21 protein-coding genes are annotated in these 19155 nt (G+C 60.4%); 15 read left to right on the top strand and 6 right to left on the bottom strand.

The window, feature by feature from the left end; all coding sequences use genetic code 11:
• Nucleotides 1-113: 113 nt before the first annotated feature.
• Nucleotides 114-479 carry a tryptophan synthase subunit beta gene (locus FFS64_RS14775; protein WP_137805985.1) on the bottom strand — a complete coding sequence of 122 codons (366 nt, stop codon included), beginning with the start codon at nt 477-479 and terminating at the stop codon, nt 114-116.
• A gap of 229 nt (nt 480-708) precedes the next feature.
• On the opposite strand from FFS64_RS14775, the gene FFS64_RS14770 reads away from it, so the two are divergent.
• The 4 genes from FFS64_RS14770 to FFS64_RS14755 are packed head-to-tail and all read left to right on the top strand — an operon-like array spanning nt 709 to nt 4394.
• Complete coding sequence (locus FFS64_RS14770; RefSeq protein ID WP_137805984.1) at nt 709-1596, top strand: TauD/TfdA family dioxygenase; 888 nt, start codon at nt 709-711, stop codon at nt 1594-1596.
• A gap of 18 nt (nt 1597-1614) precedes the next feature.
• A complete protein-coding gene (locus FFS64_RS14765) occupies nt 1615-2640 on the top strand; it encodes an ABC transporter substrate-binding protein (RefSeq protein ID WP_137805983.1) in 1026 nt (341 codons plus the stop codon).
• A gap of 5 nt (nt 2641-2645) precedes the next feature.
• Nucleotides 2646-3506 carry an ABC transporter ATP-binding protein gene (locus FFS64_RS14760; RefSeq protein WP_137805982.1) on the top strand — a complete coding sequence of 287 codons (861 nt, stop codon included), beginning with the start codon at nt 2646-2648 and terminating at the stop codon, nt 3504-3506.
• A gap of 21 nt (nt 3507-3527) precedes the next feature.
• Entirely contained in the window at nt 3528-4394 is an 867-nt protein-coding gene (locus FFS64_RS14755) for an ABC transporter permease (protein ID WP_137805981.1), read from the top strand.
• Nucleotides 4395-4470: 76 nt separating this feature from the next.
• On the opposite strand, the gene FFS64_RS14750 is transcribed toward FFS64_RS14755, so the two are convergent.
• Nucleotides 4471-5358 (bottom strand): RHS repeat-associated core domain-containing protein, encoded by an 888-nt coding sequence (locus FFS64_RS14750; protein ID WP_137805980.1) that lies wholly within the window; start codon nt 5356-5358, stop codon nt 4471-4473.
• 305 nt (nt 5359-5663) lie between these two features.
• Here FFS64_RS14750 and FFS64_RS14745 point away from each other — a divergent pair, with 305 nt between their 5' ends.
• From FFS64_RS14745 to FFS64_RS14730, 4 genes are all read left to right on the top strand, one after another.
• Entirely contained in the window at nt 5664-6584 is a 921-nt protein-coding gene (locus FFS64_RS14745) for a LysR family transcriptional regulator (RefSeq protein ID WP_137805979.1), read from the top strand.
• Between the two features lie 227 nt (nt 6585-6811).
• Nucleotides 6812-8344 carry an MFS transporter gene (locus FFS64_RS14740; protein WP_137805978.1) on the top strand — a complete coding sequence of 511 codons (1533 nt, stop codon included), beginning with the start codon at nt 6812-6814 and terminating at the stop codon, nt 8342-8344.
• A 26-nt stretch (nt 8345-8370) separates the two neighbouring features.
• Nucleotides 8371-9438, top strand: a complete 1068-nt coding sequence (locus FFS64_RS14735) for an HlyD family secretion protein (RefSeq protein ID WP_137805977.1) — start codon at nt 8371-8373, stop codon at nt 9436-9438.
• The gene (locus FFS64_RS14730; protein ID WP_137805976.1) at nt 9435-11006 is read left to right on the top strand and encodes an efflux transporter outer membrane subunit; all 1572 of its coding nucleotides are present in this window, start codon (nt 9435-9437) and stop codon (nt 11004-11006) included. The genes FFS64_RS14735 and FFS64_RS14730 overlap by 4 nt, the downstream gene beginning before the upstream one ends.
• 15 nt (nt 11007-11021) lie before the next feature.
• Here FFS64_RS14730 and FFS64_RS14725 read toward each other — a convergent pair whose 3' ends face one another.
• Nucleotides 11022-11780: a slipin family protein gene (locus tag FFS64_RS14725; protein ID WP_095192449.1), complete on the bottom strand. Its 759-nt coding sequence runs from the start codon at nt 11778-11780 to the stop codon at nt 11022-11024.
• Nucleotides 11781-11782: 2 nt separating this feature from the next.
• Entirely contained in the window at nt 11783-12316 is a 534-nt protein-coding gene (locus tag FFS64_RS14720) for an NfeD family protein (RefSeq protein WP_137805975.1), read from the bottom strand.
• 197 nt (nt 12317-12513) lie between these two features.
• Between FFS64_RS14720 and FFS64_RS14715 the strand changes: the two genes are divergently transcribed.
• Nucleotides 12514-12975, top strand: a complete 462-nt coding sequence (locus FFS64_RS14715; RefSeq protein ID WP_095192447.1) for an aminoacyl-tRNA deacylase — start codon at nt 12514-12516, stop codon at nt 12973-12975.
• Nucleotides 12976-13108: 133 nt separating this feature from the next.
• A complete protein-coding gene (locus tag FFS64_RS14710) occupies nt 13109-13354 on the top strand; it encodes a DUF2789 domain-containing protein (protein WP_137805974.1) in 246 nt (81 codons plus the stop codon).
• A 4-nt stretch (nt 13355-13358) separates the two neighbouring features.
• On the opposite strand, the gene FFS64_RS14705 is transcribed toward FFS64_RS14710, so the two are convergent.
• Nucleotides 13359-13640, bottom strand: a complete 282-nt coding sequence (locus FFS64_RS14705; protein WP_137805973.1) for a type II toxin-antitoxin system RelE/ParE family toxin — start codon at nt 13638-13640, stop codon at nt 13359-13361.
• On the bottom strand, nt 13637-13915 hold the full coding sequence (locus tag FFS64_RS14700; RefSeq protein ID WP_137805972.1) for an antitoxin of toxin-antitoxin stability system: 279 nt from the start codon (nt 13913-13915) through the stop codon (nt 13637-13639). Before FFS64_RS14700 ends, FFS64_RS14705 begins: the two co-directional genes overlap by 4 nt.
• A 199-nt stretch (nt 13916-14114) precedes the next feature.
• Here FFS64_RS14700 and FFS64_RS14695 point away from each other — a divergent pair, with 199 nt between their 5' ends.
• The 5 genes from FFS64_RS14695 to FFS64_RS14675 are packed head-to-tail and all read left to right on the top strand — an operon-like array spanning nt 14115 to nt 19147.
• Nucleotides 14115-14543, top strand: a complete 429-nt coding sequence (locus tag FFS64_RS14695) for a MarR family winged helix-turn-helix transcriptional regulator (RefSeq protein ID WP_095192443.1) — start codon at nt 14115-14117, stop codon at nt 14541-14543.
• Nucleotides 14540-16612 (top strand): FUSC family protein, encoded by a 2073-nt coding sequence (locus tag FFS64_RS14690; RefSeq protein ID WP_137805971.1) that lies wholly within the window; start codon nt 14540-14542, stop codon nt 16610-16612. Before FFS64_RS14695 ends, FFS64_RS14690 begins: the two co-directional genes overlap by 4 nt.
• Nucleotides 16609-16818, top strand: a complete 210-nt coding sequence (locus FFS64_RS14685) for a DUF1656 domain-containing protein (RefSeq protein ID WP_137805970.1) — start codon at nt 16609-16611, stop codon at nt 16816-16818. Before FFS64_RS14690 ends, FFS64_RS14685 begins: the two co-directional genes overlap by 4 nt.
• The gene (locus FFS64_RS14680; RefSeq protein WP_137805969.1) at nt 16815-17702 is read left to right on the top strand and encodes an HlyD family secretion protein; all 888 of its coding nucleotides are present in this window, start codon (nt 16815-16817) and stop codon (nt 17700-17702) included. Before FFS64_RS14685 ends, FFS64_RS14680 begins: the two co-directional genes overlap by 4 nt.
• Nucleotides 17699-19147, top strand: coding sequence for an efflux transporter outer membrane subunit (locus FFS64_RS14675; protein WP_137805968.1), 1449 nt, complete (start codon nt 17699-17701; stop codon nt 19145-19147). The genes FFS64_RS14680 and FFS64_RS14675 overlap by 4 nt, the downstream gene beginning before the upstream one ends.
• Nucleotides 19148-19155: the final 8 nt, after the last annotated feature.

The raw sequence follows: 19155 nt of genomic DNA, 5'->3' as shown, positions 1-19155 counted from the left end.
GTGTATGGGGTTCAGGGGCGGTTGGTGGGGGAGCCCAGGCCTTGGCAGTAGGCCTCAGGATTTGCGTCGCATGTGACGCCGCCATCGCGGGCAAGTCGAAACAGGTGAAGCGATCAAATAACCCCTTCCTCATCATCATCAACCAAATGACTCAGCCCCCCCAACGCCTCCCGGGCCTGGGTCCGGTCCATCAGTTTGGCCCGCGCGGGCGCCGGCAGGTCGGTGACGAGGATCACGCCTTTGTTGATCAGCACCTCGATCAAGTCGTCGAGTACCCGGATCATTTCCAGGTCGCTCTGGCGCAGTTGCTTGAGTTGTTTAATTTGCTTGAGCTGATTGAGGCTGGTGGCCATGACCTCGTTGGCGAACCAGGCCTGAAGGTCAGGGTGGTCGGCCGGCAGCGTTTCCGTGGATTCGGCGTAGGCTTCGGCTTCGACGCGCATCAGTTGTCCTTCTGCATTGCGTTGCACGTAGAACATGGAGCATCCCTCAGAAGTGAACCGCGTCATGCTGTCAGCAGCATAGGCGAAATACGCCATATGGTTATTCGCTAACGGTATTTAAAATCCTGTTCTTATATCTATAAAGTCACACATCTGCGTACCTGCCGACCAATCGGCGCGCCGCACGACACGAACCAACACGGGACCTCCGTGAGTTTCTGATCGACGCGCGCGCCCTTGAGCGTGCCGTGCGTGGGAGTGATTTATGTCCGCAGCTTCAGCATCGCCAGTCATCGCGCCACAACGCTTTGAAATCCGCCCGTTCAGTGGGGCGGTGGGCGCCGAAATCATCGGCCTCGATTTGTCCCGCCCGATCAATGACCGGGACTTCGCCCGCATTCACCGCGCGCACCTGGATCATCACGTGGTGGTGTTCCGCGACCAGCGCATTACCCCCCAACAGCAGATCGATTTCAGCCGTCGTTTTGGCGTGTTGCAAATCCATGTGCTCAAGCAGTTCCTGCTGGCGGGGCACCCGGAAATCCTCATCGTTTCCAACATCGTCGAAAACGGCCAGAACGTCGGCCTGGGCGATGCCGGCAAGTTCTGGCACTCCGATCTCTCCTACAAGGAACTGCCGAGTCTGGGCTCGATGCTGCATGCCCAGGAGCTGCCGTCTGAGGGCGGCGACACCCTGTTCGCCGACATGCACAAGGCCTGGGACAGCCTGCCTGAAGCGTTGCGCAAAGCGGTCGAAGGTCGCTCGGCGGCGCACTCCTACACGGCGCGTTACAGCGAGACCAAATTCGAAGGCAACTGGCGTCCGACCCTGACGCCGGAGCAGCTCGCCCAAGTGGCTGAAGTAGTGCACCCGGTCGTGCGGACGCACCCGGAAAACGGCCGTAAGGCGTTGTTCGTCAGCGAGGGCTTCACCACCCGCATCGTTGGCCTGCCGGAGGACGAGAGCCAGCAACTGCTGACCGAGCTCTACGCCCGCAGCGTGTTGCCGCAAAACATCTACCGCCATCAGTGGCAGCCCCATGACCTGGTGTTCTGGGACAACCGTTCGCTGATCCACCTTGCCGCCGGCTGCCCAAGCTACCTGCGCCGCAAACTGTATCGCACCACCATCCAGGGCGACGCGCCTTTCTGATTTGTCGGAGATCTGATTATGTCCAAACGTCTTCCCTTTGCACCGCTGGCCGCGGCCATCGGCCTGGGTTTCAGCCTGATCGCCGGCAGCCTGGTGGCGCCGAGCGTGGCTCACGCCGAAGGTGAAATCCGCATTGCCGAGCAGTTCGGTATCGTTTATTTGTTGCTCAACGTAGTGCGCGATCAGAACCTGATCGAGAAGTACGGCAAGCAGGAAGGCATCGACATCAAGGTCGACTGGACACAGCTCTCCGGTGGGGCGGCGGTCAACGATGCATTGCTCTCCGGTTCCATCGATATTGCCGGTGCCGGTGTCGGTCCGCTGCTGACCATCTGGGACCGCACCCATGGCAAGCAGAACGTCAAGGCCGTGGCGTCCCTGGGTAATTTCCCGTACTACCTGGTGAGCAATAATCCCAAGGTCAAAACCATCGCCGACTTCACCGAGAAGGACCGCATTGCGGTGCCGGCGGTGGGGGTGTCGGTGCAGTCGCGCTTCCTGCAATACGCGGCCGCCAAGCAGTGGGGTGACAAGGAATTCAATCGCCTCGACAAGTACACCATCGCCGTTCCACACCCGGATGCCACGGCGGCGCTGATCGCTGGCGGCACCGAGCTGAGCGGACACTTTTCCAACCCGCCGTTCCAGGATCAGGCGCTGGAAAATCCTAACGTGCATGTGGTGCTCAATACCTATGACCTGCTCGGCCCGAACTCGCCGACGGTGTTGTTCGCCACCGAGAAATTCCGCAACGAAAACCCGAAAACCTACAAGGCCTTCATCGACGCGCTGACTGAAGCGGCGCAATTCGCGCAGAACGATAAAGGGGCGGCGGCGGACACTTACATCCGCGTCACCAAAGCCAAAATCGACCGCGCTGCGTTGCTGAAAATTATCGATAACCCACAGTTCGAATTCAGTGTCACACCGAAAAATACTTATCCGCTGGCCGAGTTCCTCTACCGCGTCGGCGCGATCAAAAACAAACCGGATTCGTGGAAGGATTACTTCTTCCAGGATGCCAAACCGCTGCAAGGGAGCTGACCCACATGAACGCCCCTTTGCAAGGCCACACGGTCAGCAAACCGACCACGGCAACCCAAGCGTTGCTGTCGGTCGATAATGTCAGCCTGGAATATCGCACGCCCCAGCGGGTGGTGCGGGCGACCCATCAAGTCAGTTTCGAGATCGATCCGGCGGACCGCTTTGTCCTGCTCGGTCCGTCCGGTTGCGGCAAGTCGACCTTGCTCAAGGCCGCCGCCGGATTCATCCAGCCGGTGGAGGGCGAGATCCGTCTGCAAGGTCAGCGCGTCGATGCGCCGGGGCCGGACCGGATCGTGGTGTTCCAGGAGTTCGATCAGCTGCCGCCGTGGAAGACGGTCAAACAGAACGTGATGTTTCCGCTGCTGGCCTCGAAAACCCTCAAGCGTAAAGAGGCCGAGGAGCGGGCGCTGCACTACCTCGACAAGGTCGGTCTTGCAGCGTTTGCAGATGCCTATCCACATACCCTGTCAGGTGGCATGAAGGCGCGAGTCGCCATCGCCAGGGCGCTGGCCATGCAGCCGAAAATCCTCCTGATGGACGAACCCTTCGCTGCGCTCGATGCGCTGACCCGACGCAAGATGCAGGAAGAACTGCTGCTGCTCTGGGAAGAAGTGCGCTTCACGCTCTTGTTTGTCACGCACTCCATCGAAGAGGCGCTGGTGGTGGGCAACCGCATCCTGTTGCTGTCGCCGCATCCGGGGCGGGTGAGGGCGGAAGTCCACAGCCATCAATACGATTTGCATAGCCAGGGCGGTGTGGCGTTTCAGGAATCGGCGCGGCGTATCCACAGGCTGTTGTTTGACGAAGGGCAGTCGCCGGAAACCGAGCGTGAACTGGATTTCGCCGACATCCGCATCGCTTATTGAGCCAGTTGAAAGGAGGGCCCGATGAGCCATTTATCATCCCCGCGTGAAGCGTTCGAAACCGTTTTGCAACCACTGACCAGCGTGCCGCTGGAACGCGAACTGCCCCTCGGTCAACGTCTGTGGCAACAGGGCTGGCTGCGTAAAAGCCTGATCCTGATTTTGCTCGCCGTACTCTGGGAGGCGGTCGCCCGTTATCAGAACAACGACCTGCTGCTGCCGAGCTTCGTGCAAACCTCGCATGCACTGTACGACGGCTTGCTCAGCGGCGAGCTGCTGGGCAAGGTGTGGATTTCCCTGGTGGTGCTGCTCAAGGGGTATCTGATCGGCATCGTCCTGGCGTTTGCCCTGACCACACTGGCGGTGTCGACCCAGTTCGGCCGCGACCTGTTGAGTACCCTGACCTCGATGTTCAACCCGCTCCCGGCCATTGCCCTCCTGCCGCTGGCATTGTTGTGGTTTGGCCTGGGGCAGAACAGCCTGATTTTCGTGCTGGTGCACTCGGTACTCTGGGCCTTGGCCCTCAACACCTACGCGGGCTTTCTCGGCGTCTCGGAAACCCTGCGCATGGCCGGGCGCAACTACGGCCTCAAGGGCATGCGCTTCGTGCTGTTCATCCTGATCCCCGCAGCACTGCCCTCGATCCTCGCCGGCCTGAAAATCGGCTGGGCGTTTGCCTGGCGTACATTGATTGCGGCTGAGTTGGTGTTTGGGGCCACGAGCGGGAAGGGCGGGTTGGGTTGGTACATCTTTCAGAACCGCAATGAGCTGTACACCGACAAGGTGTTTGCCGGGTTGGCGGTGGTGATTTTGATTGGGTTGCTGGTGGAGAATTTGGTATTTGATTCGCTGGAGCGGGTGACGGTGAAGCGGTGGGGGATGCAGCGGTAAAAATATCCGTACGGCTCATCACGTGACAAAACAGTGATGAGCCTGCCACAGAGATCGAAGGCTGCAAGCTTGGAGGCTATGTCCTGATTTTATTCACGGCGGTAGTGGAAGATGATGTTGAGTTCCAGTTCAGGATTTCTGTTCTGTTTGCATAGCCATGATTTTGAGGCTTCGGTCGCGTGCTCGGAAGTGCCGTTCTGTTTGCATAGCCATGATTTTGAGGCTTCGGTCGCGTGCTCGGAAGTGCCGTTCTGTTTGCATAGCCATGATTTTGGGGCTTCGGTTGTGTGCTCGGAAGTATCGTTCTATTTGCATAGCCATGAGTTTGAAACGAGTTCTCACTTAACATAGTCGGACTAATCGCTTTGCGATTTGATGCTGTAACCCGCGGAATTTTTGCAAATTCAGTCTCCGTCGTGCTCCGTGCTATTACAGAGGAAAATGCATCGTCTAACGTCTGTTTGGCTTGGTTAGTAACGCGAGAAATACCACTGCTTACAGTCTTTACAGACTGACTGACTGCAGTTTTCGCTGCGCTGGCCATCCGAGTGGGGATGGCGATGAGGTCATCTATGAATGTTCGCGCAATCGATAGAGGCAATCCGAAATAGTGCCCCGTCGGATCCGTATTCATCATCGGCTCCCCACCGCAATATATATACGCATTTCTCCCGCCCCTACCGAACGGACTCAAACTGTCCGGACTGTGAAAGCGCATAAGCCAAGGGTTGTAAACACGGTAGCCGTTGCCCAACACATACCAATCGAGTTTCTCCTCGCGCAATTCTCCATTGAAGCCTAACCGTGTGATGAGCTCATGCTGCGCCGATTGCCGGCCATAGGGCGAGTATGCAATGCGATTGGTCCTGCCCGCGTCGATTTCGGCGAGTACCGAGTTTTTGAAATCCACCGCCAGCAGTACCGTGTGTTGCCCGGTCGGGTTCTGTTTCTTGGGTTGAGTCATGCCGAAAACCTCTACTGGAGGATCGAGGTGAATGTCTGGCTATGTTTTACCCTCCACGGCAACGGTTGAGAACTAGCAGAACTGATAGTGGTTCGGGCGAGTTAGAGGGGGATCTATGCGGATGGTGATGGTGACTGTGCGGGCCTCTTCGCGAGCAGGCTCGCTCCCACAGGGGGTTGGTCCACTGAAGATCCAATGTGGGAGCGAGCCTGCTCGCGAAGGGGCCGGAACTGCCAACGCATTAGTTGGGAGATGTTTGCTAGCATTGCGCCTGAATCAATCCACATCAGACACGAGTGCTCAGCATGCAACTCCCGGATATGAACCTCCTGGTCGCTCTCGACGCCCTGCTCGACGAAGGCAGCGTAGTGGGCGCCGCGCGGCGGATGAACCTCAGCCCGGCGGCCATGAGTCGAACGCTGACACGCATCCGTGAGGCCATTGGCGATCCGATCCTGGTACGTGCCGGCCGTGGTCTGGTACCAACACCCAAGGCGCTGGAGTTGCGCGAGCAAGTGCGTGATGTGGTAGAGCAGGCCGCGCAGCTATTCCACTCGGCCCGTGTCGTGGACCTGGGCAGTTTGCGCCGGCGCTTCAGCATTCGGGCCAATGACTTTTTCATCGGCATCTACGGCGGCAAGTTGTTCGACACCATGGAGCGTCAGGCGCCGCATTGCGAGCTACGATTTGTTCCGGAGGGTGATGGCGATGACGAGGCTTTGCGTGAGGGCCGCATCGATTTGAGCGTCAGCAACAACCGGCCGCTGATGCCGGAAGTGAAAGTGCAGAACCTGTTTTCCACCCAGTTCGTCGGCCTGGTGCGCGAAGATCATCCGCTGCTCGATGAAGAGATTACCGCCGAACGTTTCGCCGGATTTTCCCATATCAGCATGTCGCGCCGCGGGATCGCTCGCGGGCCGATCGATACGGCACTTAACGCCCTAGGGCTGGAGCGGCGGGTGGCGGTGATCGCGCCGAGTTTCCATGCGGCGATGTTCGCCTTGCCCGATTCCGATCTGATTCTGCCGGTGCCCAGGGAAACGCTGCTGAGCGTGCGGCGCCTGGGTTTGAAATTGCGTTCGTTCACCCTGCCTGTGCCGCTGCCGACCATCATGCTGACCCAGGCTTGGCATCCGCGATTCGACAATGACCCGGCCCACCGCTGGCTGCGTGAGACGCTGAAAAGCTGTTGCGATGAGACGTGGTTGGCAGCCCAGCCGGCTTGAAAATCAAAAGATCGCAGCACCGCTCTAACACCTATGGATGGTGGTCCGCCTGACTCGGCGGTGTTAGTTTTTTTCCGTCGTTTCTTCGCGAGACCGCTTTCTGTCCTCGTTCGTTTTCATCATCCAATTGCTGCGCCCCATGCACTTATAAATTGCCAATAAGTCAGTTTTCGTCAGCGATTCGCCTTCGTAGACTGCCCCCTCAATCATTGCGGAGTTGTGAACCGATGACCTCCCTGACGGCCTCGGTGCCTCTGGCCGCGCCCAAACCGGCCGCCGCGCCAACAGTGTTTGGTCCGCGGATCATCATTGGCCTGGTGGGTGTGCTGCTGGCGGTGCTGGTTTCGGGCTTGAACGAGATGGTGACCAAGGTTGCCCTGGCTGACATTCGCGGTGCCTTGGCCATCGGCTACGACGAAGGCACCTGGCTGGTCGCCAGCTATGCCGCGACCTCGGTAGCGGCTGCGGCCTTCGCGCCATGGTGTGCGGTGACGTTCTCGTTGCGGCGTTTCACGCTGTGTGCGATCAGTGCATTCACCCTGTTGGGCGTGTTGTGCCCGCTGGCGCCGAATTACGAAAGCCTGTTGGTTTTGCGCACATTGCAAGGCCTGGCCGGTGGCGCGTTACCCCCCATGTTGATGACCGTCGCACTGCGTTTTCTGCCGGCCAACATAAAAGTCTTCGGCCTGGCCGGTTATGCCTTGACGGCCACTTTCGGTCCGGGGCTCGGCACGCCTTTGGCGGGGTTGTGGACCGAGTACGTCGGCTGGCAATGGACGTTCTGGCAAGTCGTCGCGCCGTGCCTGATCGCCACAGTGGCGGTGGCCTACGGGATTCCCCAGGACCCGCTGCGACTGGAGCGCTTCAAGCAGTTTAACTGGCGCGGTTTGCTGCTGGGATTTCCGGCGATCTGCATGCTGGTGATCGGCATTTTGCAGGGCAATCGGTTGGACTGGTTCGAGTCGAGCCTGATCAGCGCCTTGCTGGTGGGCGGCACGTTGTTGCTGGTGCTGTTTCTGATCAACGAGTGGTCGCAGCCGATCCCGTTTTTCAAGATGCAGATGCTCGGCATTCGCAACCTCTCGTTTGCCTTGCTGACCCTGGCCGGGGTGCTGGTGGTGTTGCTGGCGGTGATCATTATTCCGTCCAGCTACCTGGCGCAGGTCCAGGGTTATCGCCCGGTGCAGACCGCGCCGATCACCCTGCTGGCGGCGTTGCCACAGTTGATCGCGCTGCCGTTGGTGGCGGCGCTGTGCAACTTGCGCTGGGTCGATTGCCGCTGGGTGCTGGGCATCGGCCTGGGCATGCTGACCCTGTCCTGCCTGGGTGGATCACAGCTGACATCGGCGTGGATTCGCGATGACTTCTATGTGCTACAGCTGCTGCAAATCTTCGGTCAGCCAATGGCGGTGCTGCCGTTGCTGATGCTCTCGACCGGCAGCATCAGTCCGATGGATGGGCCATTCGCCTCGTCCTGGTTCAACACCGTGAAAGGCCTGGCGGCGGTGATCGCCACCGGTGTGCTGGAGACGTTGACCACGGCGCGACTGCACTTTCACTCGACGATGCTGGTGGACCGCCTGGGCAATTCACCCTTGGCCGATGCCGACAGCGCCGGCCTCGCCCATCGGCTGCATGAGCAGGCGGTGGTGTTGACCGCCGCTGATCTTTACCTGTGCATGGCCGGCGTCGCCGTGGCGCTGATCCTGCTGATTTTCTGGCTGCCGACACGGATCTATCCGCCGCGCGCACCGACCTGAATGCTCCACTGAAACTGAAGGTTTTTATGACGACTCAATCGAAGCAAAAAGTGGCCGTGGGCGCTGCCGTCGTGATTGCGGTGGGCGCGCTGATTTATCTGCTGGCGCCCGGCCTGTTCGGCCAGCGTACGCATCAAAGCACCAATGACGCTTATGTCTCGGCGGACTACACGCTGGTGGTGCCGCGCGTTGCCGGGTTCATCAAGCAAGTGCTGGTGGACGACAACCAGCAGGTCCAGGCCGGGCAGTTGCTGGCGCTGATCGATGACCGCGATCTGCGTGCCGCCGCTGAAGCCGCTGCCGCCGAGACGCTGGTGGCCCAAGCGCAATTGCAAAATGCCAAGGCCACCCTTGAGCGCCAGTCGTCGGTGATCGCCCAGGCGCAAGCCGCGGTGGTGTCGGCCAAGGCCGAGATGGCTTTCGCCGAGCATGAACTTAATCGCTACAACCATCTCGCCGGGGTGGGTGCCGGTACGGTGCAGAACGCGCAGCAGGCGCGTACACGCATCGATCAGGCCAGCGCCCGGTTGACCAATGTCACGGCGGTGCTGGCGGCGGAACGCAAGCAGGTGGACATCCTCACGGCTCAGCGCGACGGGGCTGAAGGTGGCTTGAAGCGGGCGCAGGCGAAGCTGGAAATGGCCAGTTACGAGCTGTCCTACACGAGGATTACTGCGCCGCAGGATGGCATGGTCGGTGAGCGTGCGGTGCGGGTTGGCGCTTATGTTACGCCGGGCAGCAAGCTGCTGGCGGTGGTGCCCCTGGCGCAGGCTTATGTGGTGGCCAACTTTCAGGAAACCCAGTTGACGCACGTGCAGCCTGGACAGAGCGTGCAGGTCAGCGTCGACACCTTTGGCGGCGAGACTCTGAAGGGGCGTGTCGAGAGCATCGCACCGGCCACTGGCGTGACCTTCGCTTCGGTCAAGCCGGACAACGCGACCGGTAACTTCACCAAGGTCGTGCAGCGGATTCCGGTGAAGATCGCGCTGGCGTCGGGGCAGCCATTGGCCGAGCGGTTGAGGGTGGGGATGTCGGTGGAGGCGAGGATTGATACCGCGAGCGCCGGCGTCGAGCATGAGGTTGCACAACGATGAGGATTTTTGTTGATCGGGCTGACGCCTTCGCGAGCAGGCTCGCTCCCACAATGGGTCGGTGTGTTGACCACAATCTTTTTTCAAAAGGTGATCCCCTGTGGGGGCGAGCCTGCTCGCGAAGAGGCCAGCAGCTTCGACTCACCTTGTGCGCCTTACTGGTCATGAGTCTTTCAGCCTGCACCGTCGGCCCGGACTTCAAGAAACCCGAAGTCCAACAAGTCACCGAGTGGTCGAAACCTTCAAACGCCGCACCCAGCCAAGCCACCGATGAGACGATGAACGAACGCTGGTGGGAAGTGTTCAACGACCCGAAACTCTCGGCCTTGAGCCAGCGTGCCCTGACCGACAACCTCGACCTGAAGCTCGCCAGCAGTCGCCTGGAGCAAAGCCGTGCCGTGCGCCAGGTAGTCACCGCCGACCGCTACCCGACGACCGCCGCCACCGGCAGCTACGCCCGTAAACGTAACAGCGCAGAAGGCCTGAGCGACCCGTCAGGACATAACGGCAATTCCGCATTCAACCTCTGGGATGCCGGTTTCTCTGCATCCTGGGAGCTGGATTTCTGGGGGCGGGTGCGCCGCGAAACCGAGGCCGCCGACGCCACACTGGAAGTCGCGGAAAACGACCGTCGCGGCGTGTTGTTATCGGTACTCGCCGAAACCGCCCAGGACTACATTCAACTGCGCGGTGTGCAAAACACCCGGGCCGTCACCGAGCAGAATCTTGAAGTGGCTCGACACAGTCTGAAGCTGTCGCAGCTGCGCCTGGCCGACGGTGTCGCCACTGATCTGGACGTCGCCGAAGCCGCCGCGCAAGTGGCCGCCATCGAATCGCGCCTGCCGGCGCTGGAACAGCGTCAGGCACAACTGATCAACGCCTTGAGCCTGTTGATGGGGGAACCGCCCCAGGCGCTGACGGTCGAGCTATCCACCGACGCGCCGGTGCCGCAGACGCCGCGCCAGGTTGCCATCGGCCTGCCGTCGCAGCTGGCCGAGCGCCGCCCGGACATCCGCCAGGCCGAGGCCCGTCTGCACGCCGCGACCGCGAGCATCGGCGTGGCCAAGGGTGATTTCTATCCACGCATTACCCTGTCGGGCAATGTTGGTTCGCAAGCCATGCAGTTGAGCGATTTCGGTTCGTGGAGCTCGCGGACCTTCGGCATCGGCCCGCAATTCACCCTGCCGTTGTTCGACGGTGGGCGCTTGCGCGGTGTGCTGAACCTGCGCGAAGCCCAGCAACAGGAAGCGGCCATCGCCTACCAGCAAACCGTGCTGCGGGCCTGGCATGAAATCGATGACCAACTGAGCGCCTACAACGCCAGCCAATTGCGTCGCGACAGCCTGGCCGAAGCGGTGCGCCAGAACCGGATCGCCCTGCAAACCGCGCAACGGCAATACGTTGAAGGCGTGGTGGATTTCGTCAACGTGCTTACGGTGCAAGGAGCGCTGCTGGCGACCCAGGAGCAATGGGTCGAAAGTTCGACCGGCGTGTCGCTGGCAGCGGTCGGGTTGTACAAGGCCCTGGGTGGTGGATGGGAGTCGGTTTATCCGCTCGCAGCGCAGCGTTGAGTCACCGTTTGCCGTTCAAGGTTTGGCCGACAGATCCGCCATGCCCTTGAGCAACTCGATCGGCAACGGAAAGACGATGGTCGAACTCTTGTCGCCGGCAATCGAGCTCAGCGTCTGCATGTAACGCAACTGCATGGCGCCGGGCTGGCGACCGAGCATTTCGGCAGCTTGCATGAGCTTTTCCGAGGCCTGCAATTCGCCTTCGGCGTGAATCACTTTGGCCCGGCGTTCCCGTTCCGCTTCGGCCTGTCTGGCGATGGCGCGGATCATCGATTCATTGAGGTCTACGTGCTTGATTTCGACGTTGGCTACCTTGATGCCCCAGGCATCGGTCTGGGCGTCGAGCACTTGCTGGATGTCGATGTTCAGTCGTTCGCGCTCGGCCAGCAGTTCATCGAGTTCGTGTTTACCGAGCACCGCGCGCAAGGTGGTTTGCGCCAATTGACTGGTGGCCATCAGAAAGTCTTCGACCTGGATGATTGCCTTCTGCGGATCGAGAACGCGGAAGTACAGCACAGCGTTGACCTTGACCGAAACGTTGTCGCGGGTGATCACGTCTTGTGCTGGTACGTCGAGGACGATGGTGCGCAGATCGACGCGGACCATTTGCTGGATCACCGGAATCAACAGGATCAGGCCCGGGCCTTTGACCTGCCAGAAGCGTCCGAGCTGGAATACCACCCCGCGCTCGTATTCGCGCAGGATGCGGAACGTCGCGCCTGCCAATGCGATCAGCAATAACAGGAGCGCGACAAAACCCAGCTGTAAGCCCATGACTATTCTCCAACCGATACCGCGTCAGTCGCGGCCACTTCCAGCATTAATCCCTTGCGTGCCACCACCCGGACCCGCTGCCCGATCTGCAACGGCTTGGCGCTCGACACTTGCCAGCGTTCGCCCTGCAAATGCACCCAACCGTGGCAGGTATCGCCCACTTGTAGTGACAACACCGGTGTCACGCTGCCCAGCAGTCCGGCATCGCCGCTGACGGTCTGGCGCGGTCGGGTTTTCAGGGCGCGGATCAGCAGGAAGATCAGCAGCAGTGCACTGATCAGTCCCAAGCCAATCATCAAGGGTACGGGTAATTCGGCATTGGTCAGGATCACGGCGCCGATCACGAACATCACGATCCCGCCCAGGCCGATCACGCCGTAGTTGGGCAGGGCGGCCTCGGCGATCAGAAACGCGATGCCGAAGGTGATCAGCCAGATGCCGATGGGGTCGGGAGCCGGCAGTCCGACAGGGTCTGCGGCGAAGGCGGAGCCGCTCAAGGCCAGCAGCAAGGCAATGGCACAACAACGCGTATTCACGTGACCCTCCGGGAGAGTCGCTGGTGGTTCTGTATACAGTTTAGTTGACGTGTCAGTTGTATGAATTTTGCTCAATTGTCGACCTGTCCGATGGGCGGATTTCCCGCCGGATCGTTCCGGCAGGCCTAGACTTTGAGTACGTAGAAAAAGTGTTAACCATCGTCCGCCAGGCGTTTTTGCGGACACCGAGGTGCATCATGCGTATGGCAAGAACCGTGCAGAGAAGCCTGGAAAAGGCTCAATGCGACTATGACATCGTCACCCATCCCCACTCGGCCAGCAGCCTCGAAACGGCGCGTGTCGCGGGCATTCCCGCCGAACGGGTGGCCAAATCCGTAATCCTCGACGACCACCATGGGCACTACCTGATGGCTGTGCTGCCCGCCAGCCGTCACCTGGACCTGAGCAAAGTCCGCAGCAGCGGTGAATGGCAAGTCTCCCGCGAAAGTAACCTGCCGCACCTGTTTGACGATTGCGAACGCGGCGCCGTGCCTGCCCTGGGTGAAGCCTATGGATTGGACGTGGTCATCGATCCCCTGTTGACCCGGCAGAAAGACATTTATCTGGAAGCCGGCAACCACACCAATCTGCTGCACATGAACGTGCCGGATTTCCTGAAAATGGTGCCGCATGCGGAGGTGCGGGAGTTGAGTTATTAAGTATTTGCAGCGCCTGTGACATCGACTCTCGAGCAGGCGCGCTCCCACAGGGGATCGCGTTTTCCTTGGGGGAGCGCGCCTGCTCGCGAATGACTGCGAAGCTGTCACCTCACTATGAAAGAAGGAGTCAGACATGGAAAACCCAAACCACAACCTCCCATCCCTGTTCAAGCAACTTGGCCTGCCGGACGACGCCGAAAGCATCGACAAATTCATTGCCACCCATTCACCGCTCAAACCGGAACTGCACCTGGCGGACGCATTTTTCTGGAATCCAAGTCAGGCAGATCTGTTGCGCAATGAAATTCTGGATGACGCCGATTGGGCCGAGGTGGTGGATCAACTGGATGTGATGTTGAGGAAGGGGCGGGGGGTGTAGGCGTTTAGTTCGCTGGAGGCCATTGTCGGGATGCATGAACCAAGGCAAGTATCCAGACTGCATCCAGTTCCTGTTGATAAACCATGCGATAACTCTGGTGCGGAATGAGTTCGCGAGTGCCTGAGACGACTCCAACAGGACCACTCCCGGGGTTCTGTACAAGTCTGGATATCGCATCGCTGAAGCGGTTATCCATGTCGATGGCCGCTTGTGGGTTAACGGCGTGTAGGTAATCCCAGATGTCTGCACGATCCTGTGCTGCTTCCTTCGTCCAGATTATCTTCATTCTTGTATGGCTGCCCGTCCACGTCTGGCGGCGAACTCTGCTTCAACTTCCTCATTCGTCAGACCGTCACCTTTGCACATGGAAGCACGAGCGATATCCACTTTACGTTGCAGGAATGCTTCGTACTCACGGGACTCTCGCTGCGTTTGAACAAATTGACGCATCATTTCCCGAACAATTTGCGAGGCAGGACGGTGAGCCGCTTCTGCTTCGGCCATGAACTGTTCGCGCAATTCTGACTCGAGTTTCATCGTAAAAACGGCTTGTTTTGACATGACCTGGCCTCTGAACAAATGTGATGAAAAAGTATATACAAATTCATTACGTTGGTTCGCCAACGGTCAGTCAGTAATGACGGATGGTCACGAATTTGTTTCAAAACTTGACGAAAAATCCCCTCCAATGCCATATTGATAGTTAGCAAACTAACAGTGTGTGCATTCCCTCGTGCCGAATAACCTCGACGCTCTCCAGATGAACATCAGCAGCTCCATGGTGGTGGCCGCGCGGCATTGGCGGAAGATCTGCCAGACGACACTGGTCAACTATGGAATCTCCGAAGCCTGCGCCGTCCCGTTGTTGATGATCGGACGCTTGGGCGATGGTGTGCGGCAAGTGGCGGTGGCGCAGGCGTCGGGGATGGAGAGTCCATCGTTGGTGCGTTTGCTGGATCAGTTGTGCCATGCCGGTCATGTCTGCCGCACCGAAGACGCCCAGGATCGCCGCGCCAAATGCCTGAGCCTCACCGACAGCGGACGGACGCTGGTGCAAACCGTCGAGGTCGAACTGGTGCGTTTGCGCAATGAAGCGCTGGAAGGCATCGACCGGCGTGATCTGGAAGCCGCGCTGCGTGTGTTGAAGGCCTTCGAATCGGCCAGTCCATTTCCGGTGACCCACCCTTGAACGGCTTTTTTACCGGCATGCCCCCGGCCCGTGACTGGTTTTACGGCGTGCGCACCTTCGCGGCTTCGATGATCGCGCTGTACATCGCCCTGCTCATGCAAATGCCGCGTCCGTACTGGGCGATGGCCACGGTGTACATCGTTTCCAATCCGTTTCTCGGCCCGACCACATCCAAAGCGCTGTACCGCGCGGTCGGTACCTTGCTGGGTGCTGCCGCAGCCGTTTTTTTCGTGCCGATGTTCGTCCAGAGCCCCTATGTGCTGGTGCTGGTCATTGCCCTGTGGACAGGGACGTTGCTGTTCCTGTCCTTGCATCTGCGCACCGCCAACAACTACGCGTTGATGCTGGCCGGATACACCTTGCCCTTGATCGCATTGCCGGTGGTGGATAACCCTTTAGCGGTGTGGGACGTAGCGGAAGCGCGCACCGAGGAAATCTTCCTCGGTATCGCCGTCGCAGCAGTGGTCGGCGCGATGTTCTGGCCCCGGCGGCTGGCGCCGGTGTTCAACGATTCGGTGAGCAAATGGTTTGCCGATGCATCGACCTACAGCCTGCGTTTTCTCAGCCGCAACGTGCAGCCGGATGAAGTCAGTGGATTGCGCGCGTCGATGGTCGCGACCTTCAACAGCCTGGAATTGATGATCGGCCAGTTGCCCCACGAGGGTGCGCGTCCGCAGACCGTGCGCAACACCAATGAATTGCGCGGGCGCATGATTCACTTGCTGCCGGTGATCGATGCCCTTGACGATGCGCTTTACGCCCTCGAACGACGCACACCCGAGCTTGTGGACAAGTTCGCGCCACTGCTCGGCGCCACTTCCGATTGGCTACAGCACAAAGACGCCGACATTGACCGCTGGCAGGCGTTGAAGCATCAGCTCGAAGCCCTGCAACCCAGTACCCAGGCGCTGGAGGATCGCAAGCAGCTGCTGTTTTCCAACGCGCTGTATCGCCTCGGCGAATGGATCGATCTATGGCAGGACTGCCGCAGCCTGCAAATCGCCATCCAGTGTGAAAACCAGGACGGCTGGCGCGCGGTGTATCGCCATTGGCGGCTGGGGCGGCTGACGCCGTTTCTGGATCGTGGCCTGATGCTTTATTCGGCGGCGTCCACCGTCACCGCGATCATTGTCGCGTCGGTACTGTGGATTCTGCTCGGCTGGACTGACGGTGGCGCGGCGGTGATCCTGGCCGCCGTGGCGTGCAGCTTCTTCGCTTCGATGGACGACCCGGCGCCGCAGATTTACCGGTTCTTTTTCTGGACGGCGATGTCGGTACTGTTTGCCAGCCTGTATCTGTTTCTGGTGCTGCCCAACCTGCATGATTTCCCGATGCTGGTGTTGGCATTTGCCGTGCCGTTCATCATCGTCGGCACCCTGACGGTCAAACCGCAGTTTTATCTGGGCATGCTGCTGACCCTGGTCAACACCTCGTCCTTCATCAGTATCCAGGGCGCCTACGACGCAGACTTCCTCAGCTTCGCCAACTCCAATCTGGCAGGCCCCATCGGCCTGCTGTTTGCGTTCATTTGGACCCTGGTTGCCCGGCCATTCGGCGCCGAGCTGGCGGCCAAGCGCCTGACCCGTTTCAGCTGGCGCGACATTGTCAGCCTCACCGAGCCGGCAACGCTGGCCGAGTACCGGCACCTGGGCGTGCAGGTACTGGATCGCTTGATGCAGCACTTGCCGCGCCTGGCCATGACCGGCCAGGACACCGGCATCGCCCTGCGGGAAGTGCGGGTGGTGCTGAATCTGCTGGACCTGCTCGCATATACGCCACGGATTGACGGCGCACCGCAGGCGCTGCTGCGTCAGGTGGTGGCCGAGGTCGGCGAATACTTCAAGGCGTGCCTCAAGGCCGGCGAACGCTTGCCGGCGCCGAGTCCGTTGCTGATGACCCTTGACCGGACCCGTCGTGCCCTTGCTGGCGCGGGTGACGATCAAACCCGTCTGCACCTGTTGCACGCCCTGAGCGGCTTGCGCCTGGCGCTGTTGCCGGGCGTCGAATTCGTCGGTTCCGCAGAGCAAGAAGAACCGCTTCCCCATGGCATCGATGGAGCGCCTTTATGATCGGTGATCTGGATATCAGCGGGGTGTTCCTGCCCACGCTGCTGGTGCTGATGGGCCTTACGTATGTGTTGTACCTGCTGGTGCATGGGGTACTGACGCGCCTGCACTTTTACCGTCTGGTCTGGCACCGGGCATTGTTTAACGTGGCTCTCTACGCCTTGCTGCTTGGCGTGGTGGACTCACTCAGTCGATACCTGATGACATGAAAAAACCTTTATTGACCATCGGTCGCGTGGTCCTGACCCTGTTGATCGTGAGCTTCGCCGTTGTCGTGGTGTGGCGCATGGTGATGTATTACATGTTCGCCCCCTGGACCCGCGACGGGCACATCCGCGCCGACATCGTGCAGATCGCTCCGGACGTGTCCGGGCTGATCCAGCAGGTTGAAGTACGCGATAACCAGATGGTCAAGCGAGGGCAGGTGCTGTTCAGCATTGACCAGGACCGCTTCAAGCTGGCCCTGCGCCAGGCAAAAGCGGCGGTGGCCGACCGCGAAGAAACCCTGGCCCAGGCCCAGCGTGAAGCCAAGCGCAACAAGGGCCTCGGTAATCTGGTGCCGGGCGAGCAACTGGAGGAAAGCCAGTCGCGTGTGGCCCGTGCCCAAGTGGCGTTGATGGAAGCCCTGGTGGCGGTGGACAGCGCTCAGCTCAACCTTGATCGCTCGGTGATCCGCAGCCCGGTGGACGGTTACGTCAACGACCGCGCGCCGCGTACCCAAGAGTTTGTCAGCGCAGGGCGTCCGGTATTGTCGGTGGTCGACAGCAACTCCTTCCACATCGACGGCTATTTCGAAGAAACCAAACTGGACGGCATTCATGTCGGCCAAAGCGTCGACATCCGCGTGATCGGCGACCGTGCGCGGCTGCGCGGTCACGTCGAAAGCATCGTCGCCGGTATCGAAGACCGCGACCGCACCAGCGGCAGCAACCTGTTGCCCAACGTCAATCCGGCGTTCAGTTGGGTGCGGCTGGCCCAACGGATTCCGGTGCGGATCGCCTTCGATGACGTGCCGGCGGATTTCCGCATGATCGCCGGACGCACCGCCACGGTGTCGATCATTGATGATCAGGTCCGGGGGCCGGCGCAATGAGCAAGGCCTCGGTTTTAGCGGTCGCCGGATTGGGCCTGCTGTTGTCGGCGTGCCAGGTGGTCGGCCCGGACTATCACTTGCCCGAAGAAGCGGCCATCCACCGTGAAGACTTGCAGGGCGAACTGGCGGTCGACGGCAAACCGGTGATTTTGGCACCGGTGCCTGCCGATTGGTGGCGCCTGTACAACGACCCGCGGCTCGACCAGCTGGTTCAGCAAGCCATGGCGTCGAATACCGACTTGCGCGTGGCGGCGGCGAACCTGCTGCGGGCTCGCGCCCAGGTCGACGAAGCCGAGGCGGCGGGCGGCTGGAGCGCCGGTGTGAAGATGGGCGCCCAACGCTTGCAGGAATCCGGCGAAGCGTTCCTCTTGCCGGAAAAAGTACCGGTGGCCAACATCGGTGATATCGGCATCAGCGCTTCGTACCAGTTCGACCTGTTCGGCACCTTGCAGCGCGGCATCGAAGCGGCCAAGGCCAATGCCGATGCGACGCAAGCCGCGGCCGATACTGCACGCATCACCCTGGTGGCCGACGTGGTACGCGCCTACACGCAAGTGTGTGCAGCCAACGAAGAGCGGGAAATCGCCCAGCACTCCCTCGACCTGCAAGCCCAGAGCACCACGCTGATTCAACGTCTGCGCGATGCTGGGCGCGGCGATGAAACTCAGGTCACCCGTTCGCAAACCCAATTCAAATCCCTGCGCGCCGACATGCCGCGTTATGAGGCGGCGCGCCAGGCCGGACTGTTCCGTTTGTCGATGCTGTTGGCCAAACCGGTGGGTCAATTGCCTGCCGGGACCGACAGCTGTGCCGAACTGCCGAAAATTGCCCACTTGATGCCGGTGGGGGATGGCGCGGCATTGCTCAAGCGACGTCCCGACGTACGGCAGGCTGAGCGCCGACTGGCGGCTGCGACCGCCACCATCGGCGTTGCTACGGGTCAGCTGTACCCGGACATCAGCATCGGCGCGACCGTCGGTTCCATCGGTATCCTGGATAACCTCGGCGAACCGTCCACCAACCGCTGGGGCTTTGGACCCTCGCTGACCTGGACGGTGCCGACCAACGGCGCCCGCGCGCGTATCCGCGAGGCCGAAGCGGCTACTCAAGGCGCACTGGCACATTTCGACGGCGTGGTACTCAACGCCATTCGTGACGCCCAGACCGGCCTGGCTCAGTACTCAGCGTTGCTGCAGCGCCGTGATGCCCTGGCGGACGCCGAGCAATCGGCGAAACTGGCGGCCGACCAGACTCACCGTTTCTTCCAGGCTGGCCGCGCGTCGTTCCTGGCGGACCTGCAAGCGACCCGTACCTACACCGACGTCACGGCACAACTGGCCGCTGCGAACACTCAGGTTGCGACGAGCCAAATCGATTTGTTCCTGGCCCTGGGTGGCGGTTGGGAAAGCGGACGAACGCAAGCGTCGAACTCCGGCAAACCCTGAGGCCGTTG

Origin of the sequence: Pseudomonas sp. G(2018), from assembly GCF_005502415.1 — a bacterium.
Taxonomy (GTDB): domain Bacteria; phylum Pseudomonadota; class Gammaproteobacteria; order Pseudomonadales; family Pseudomonadaceae; genus Aquipseudomonas.
Note: the sequence above shows the minus strand (reverse complement) of the source record. Positions and strands in the feature narration are given on the sequence as shown.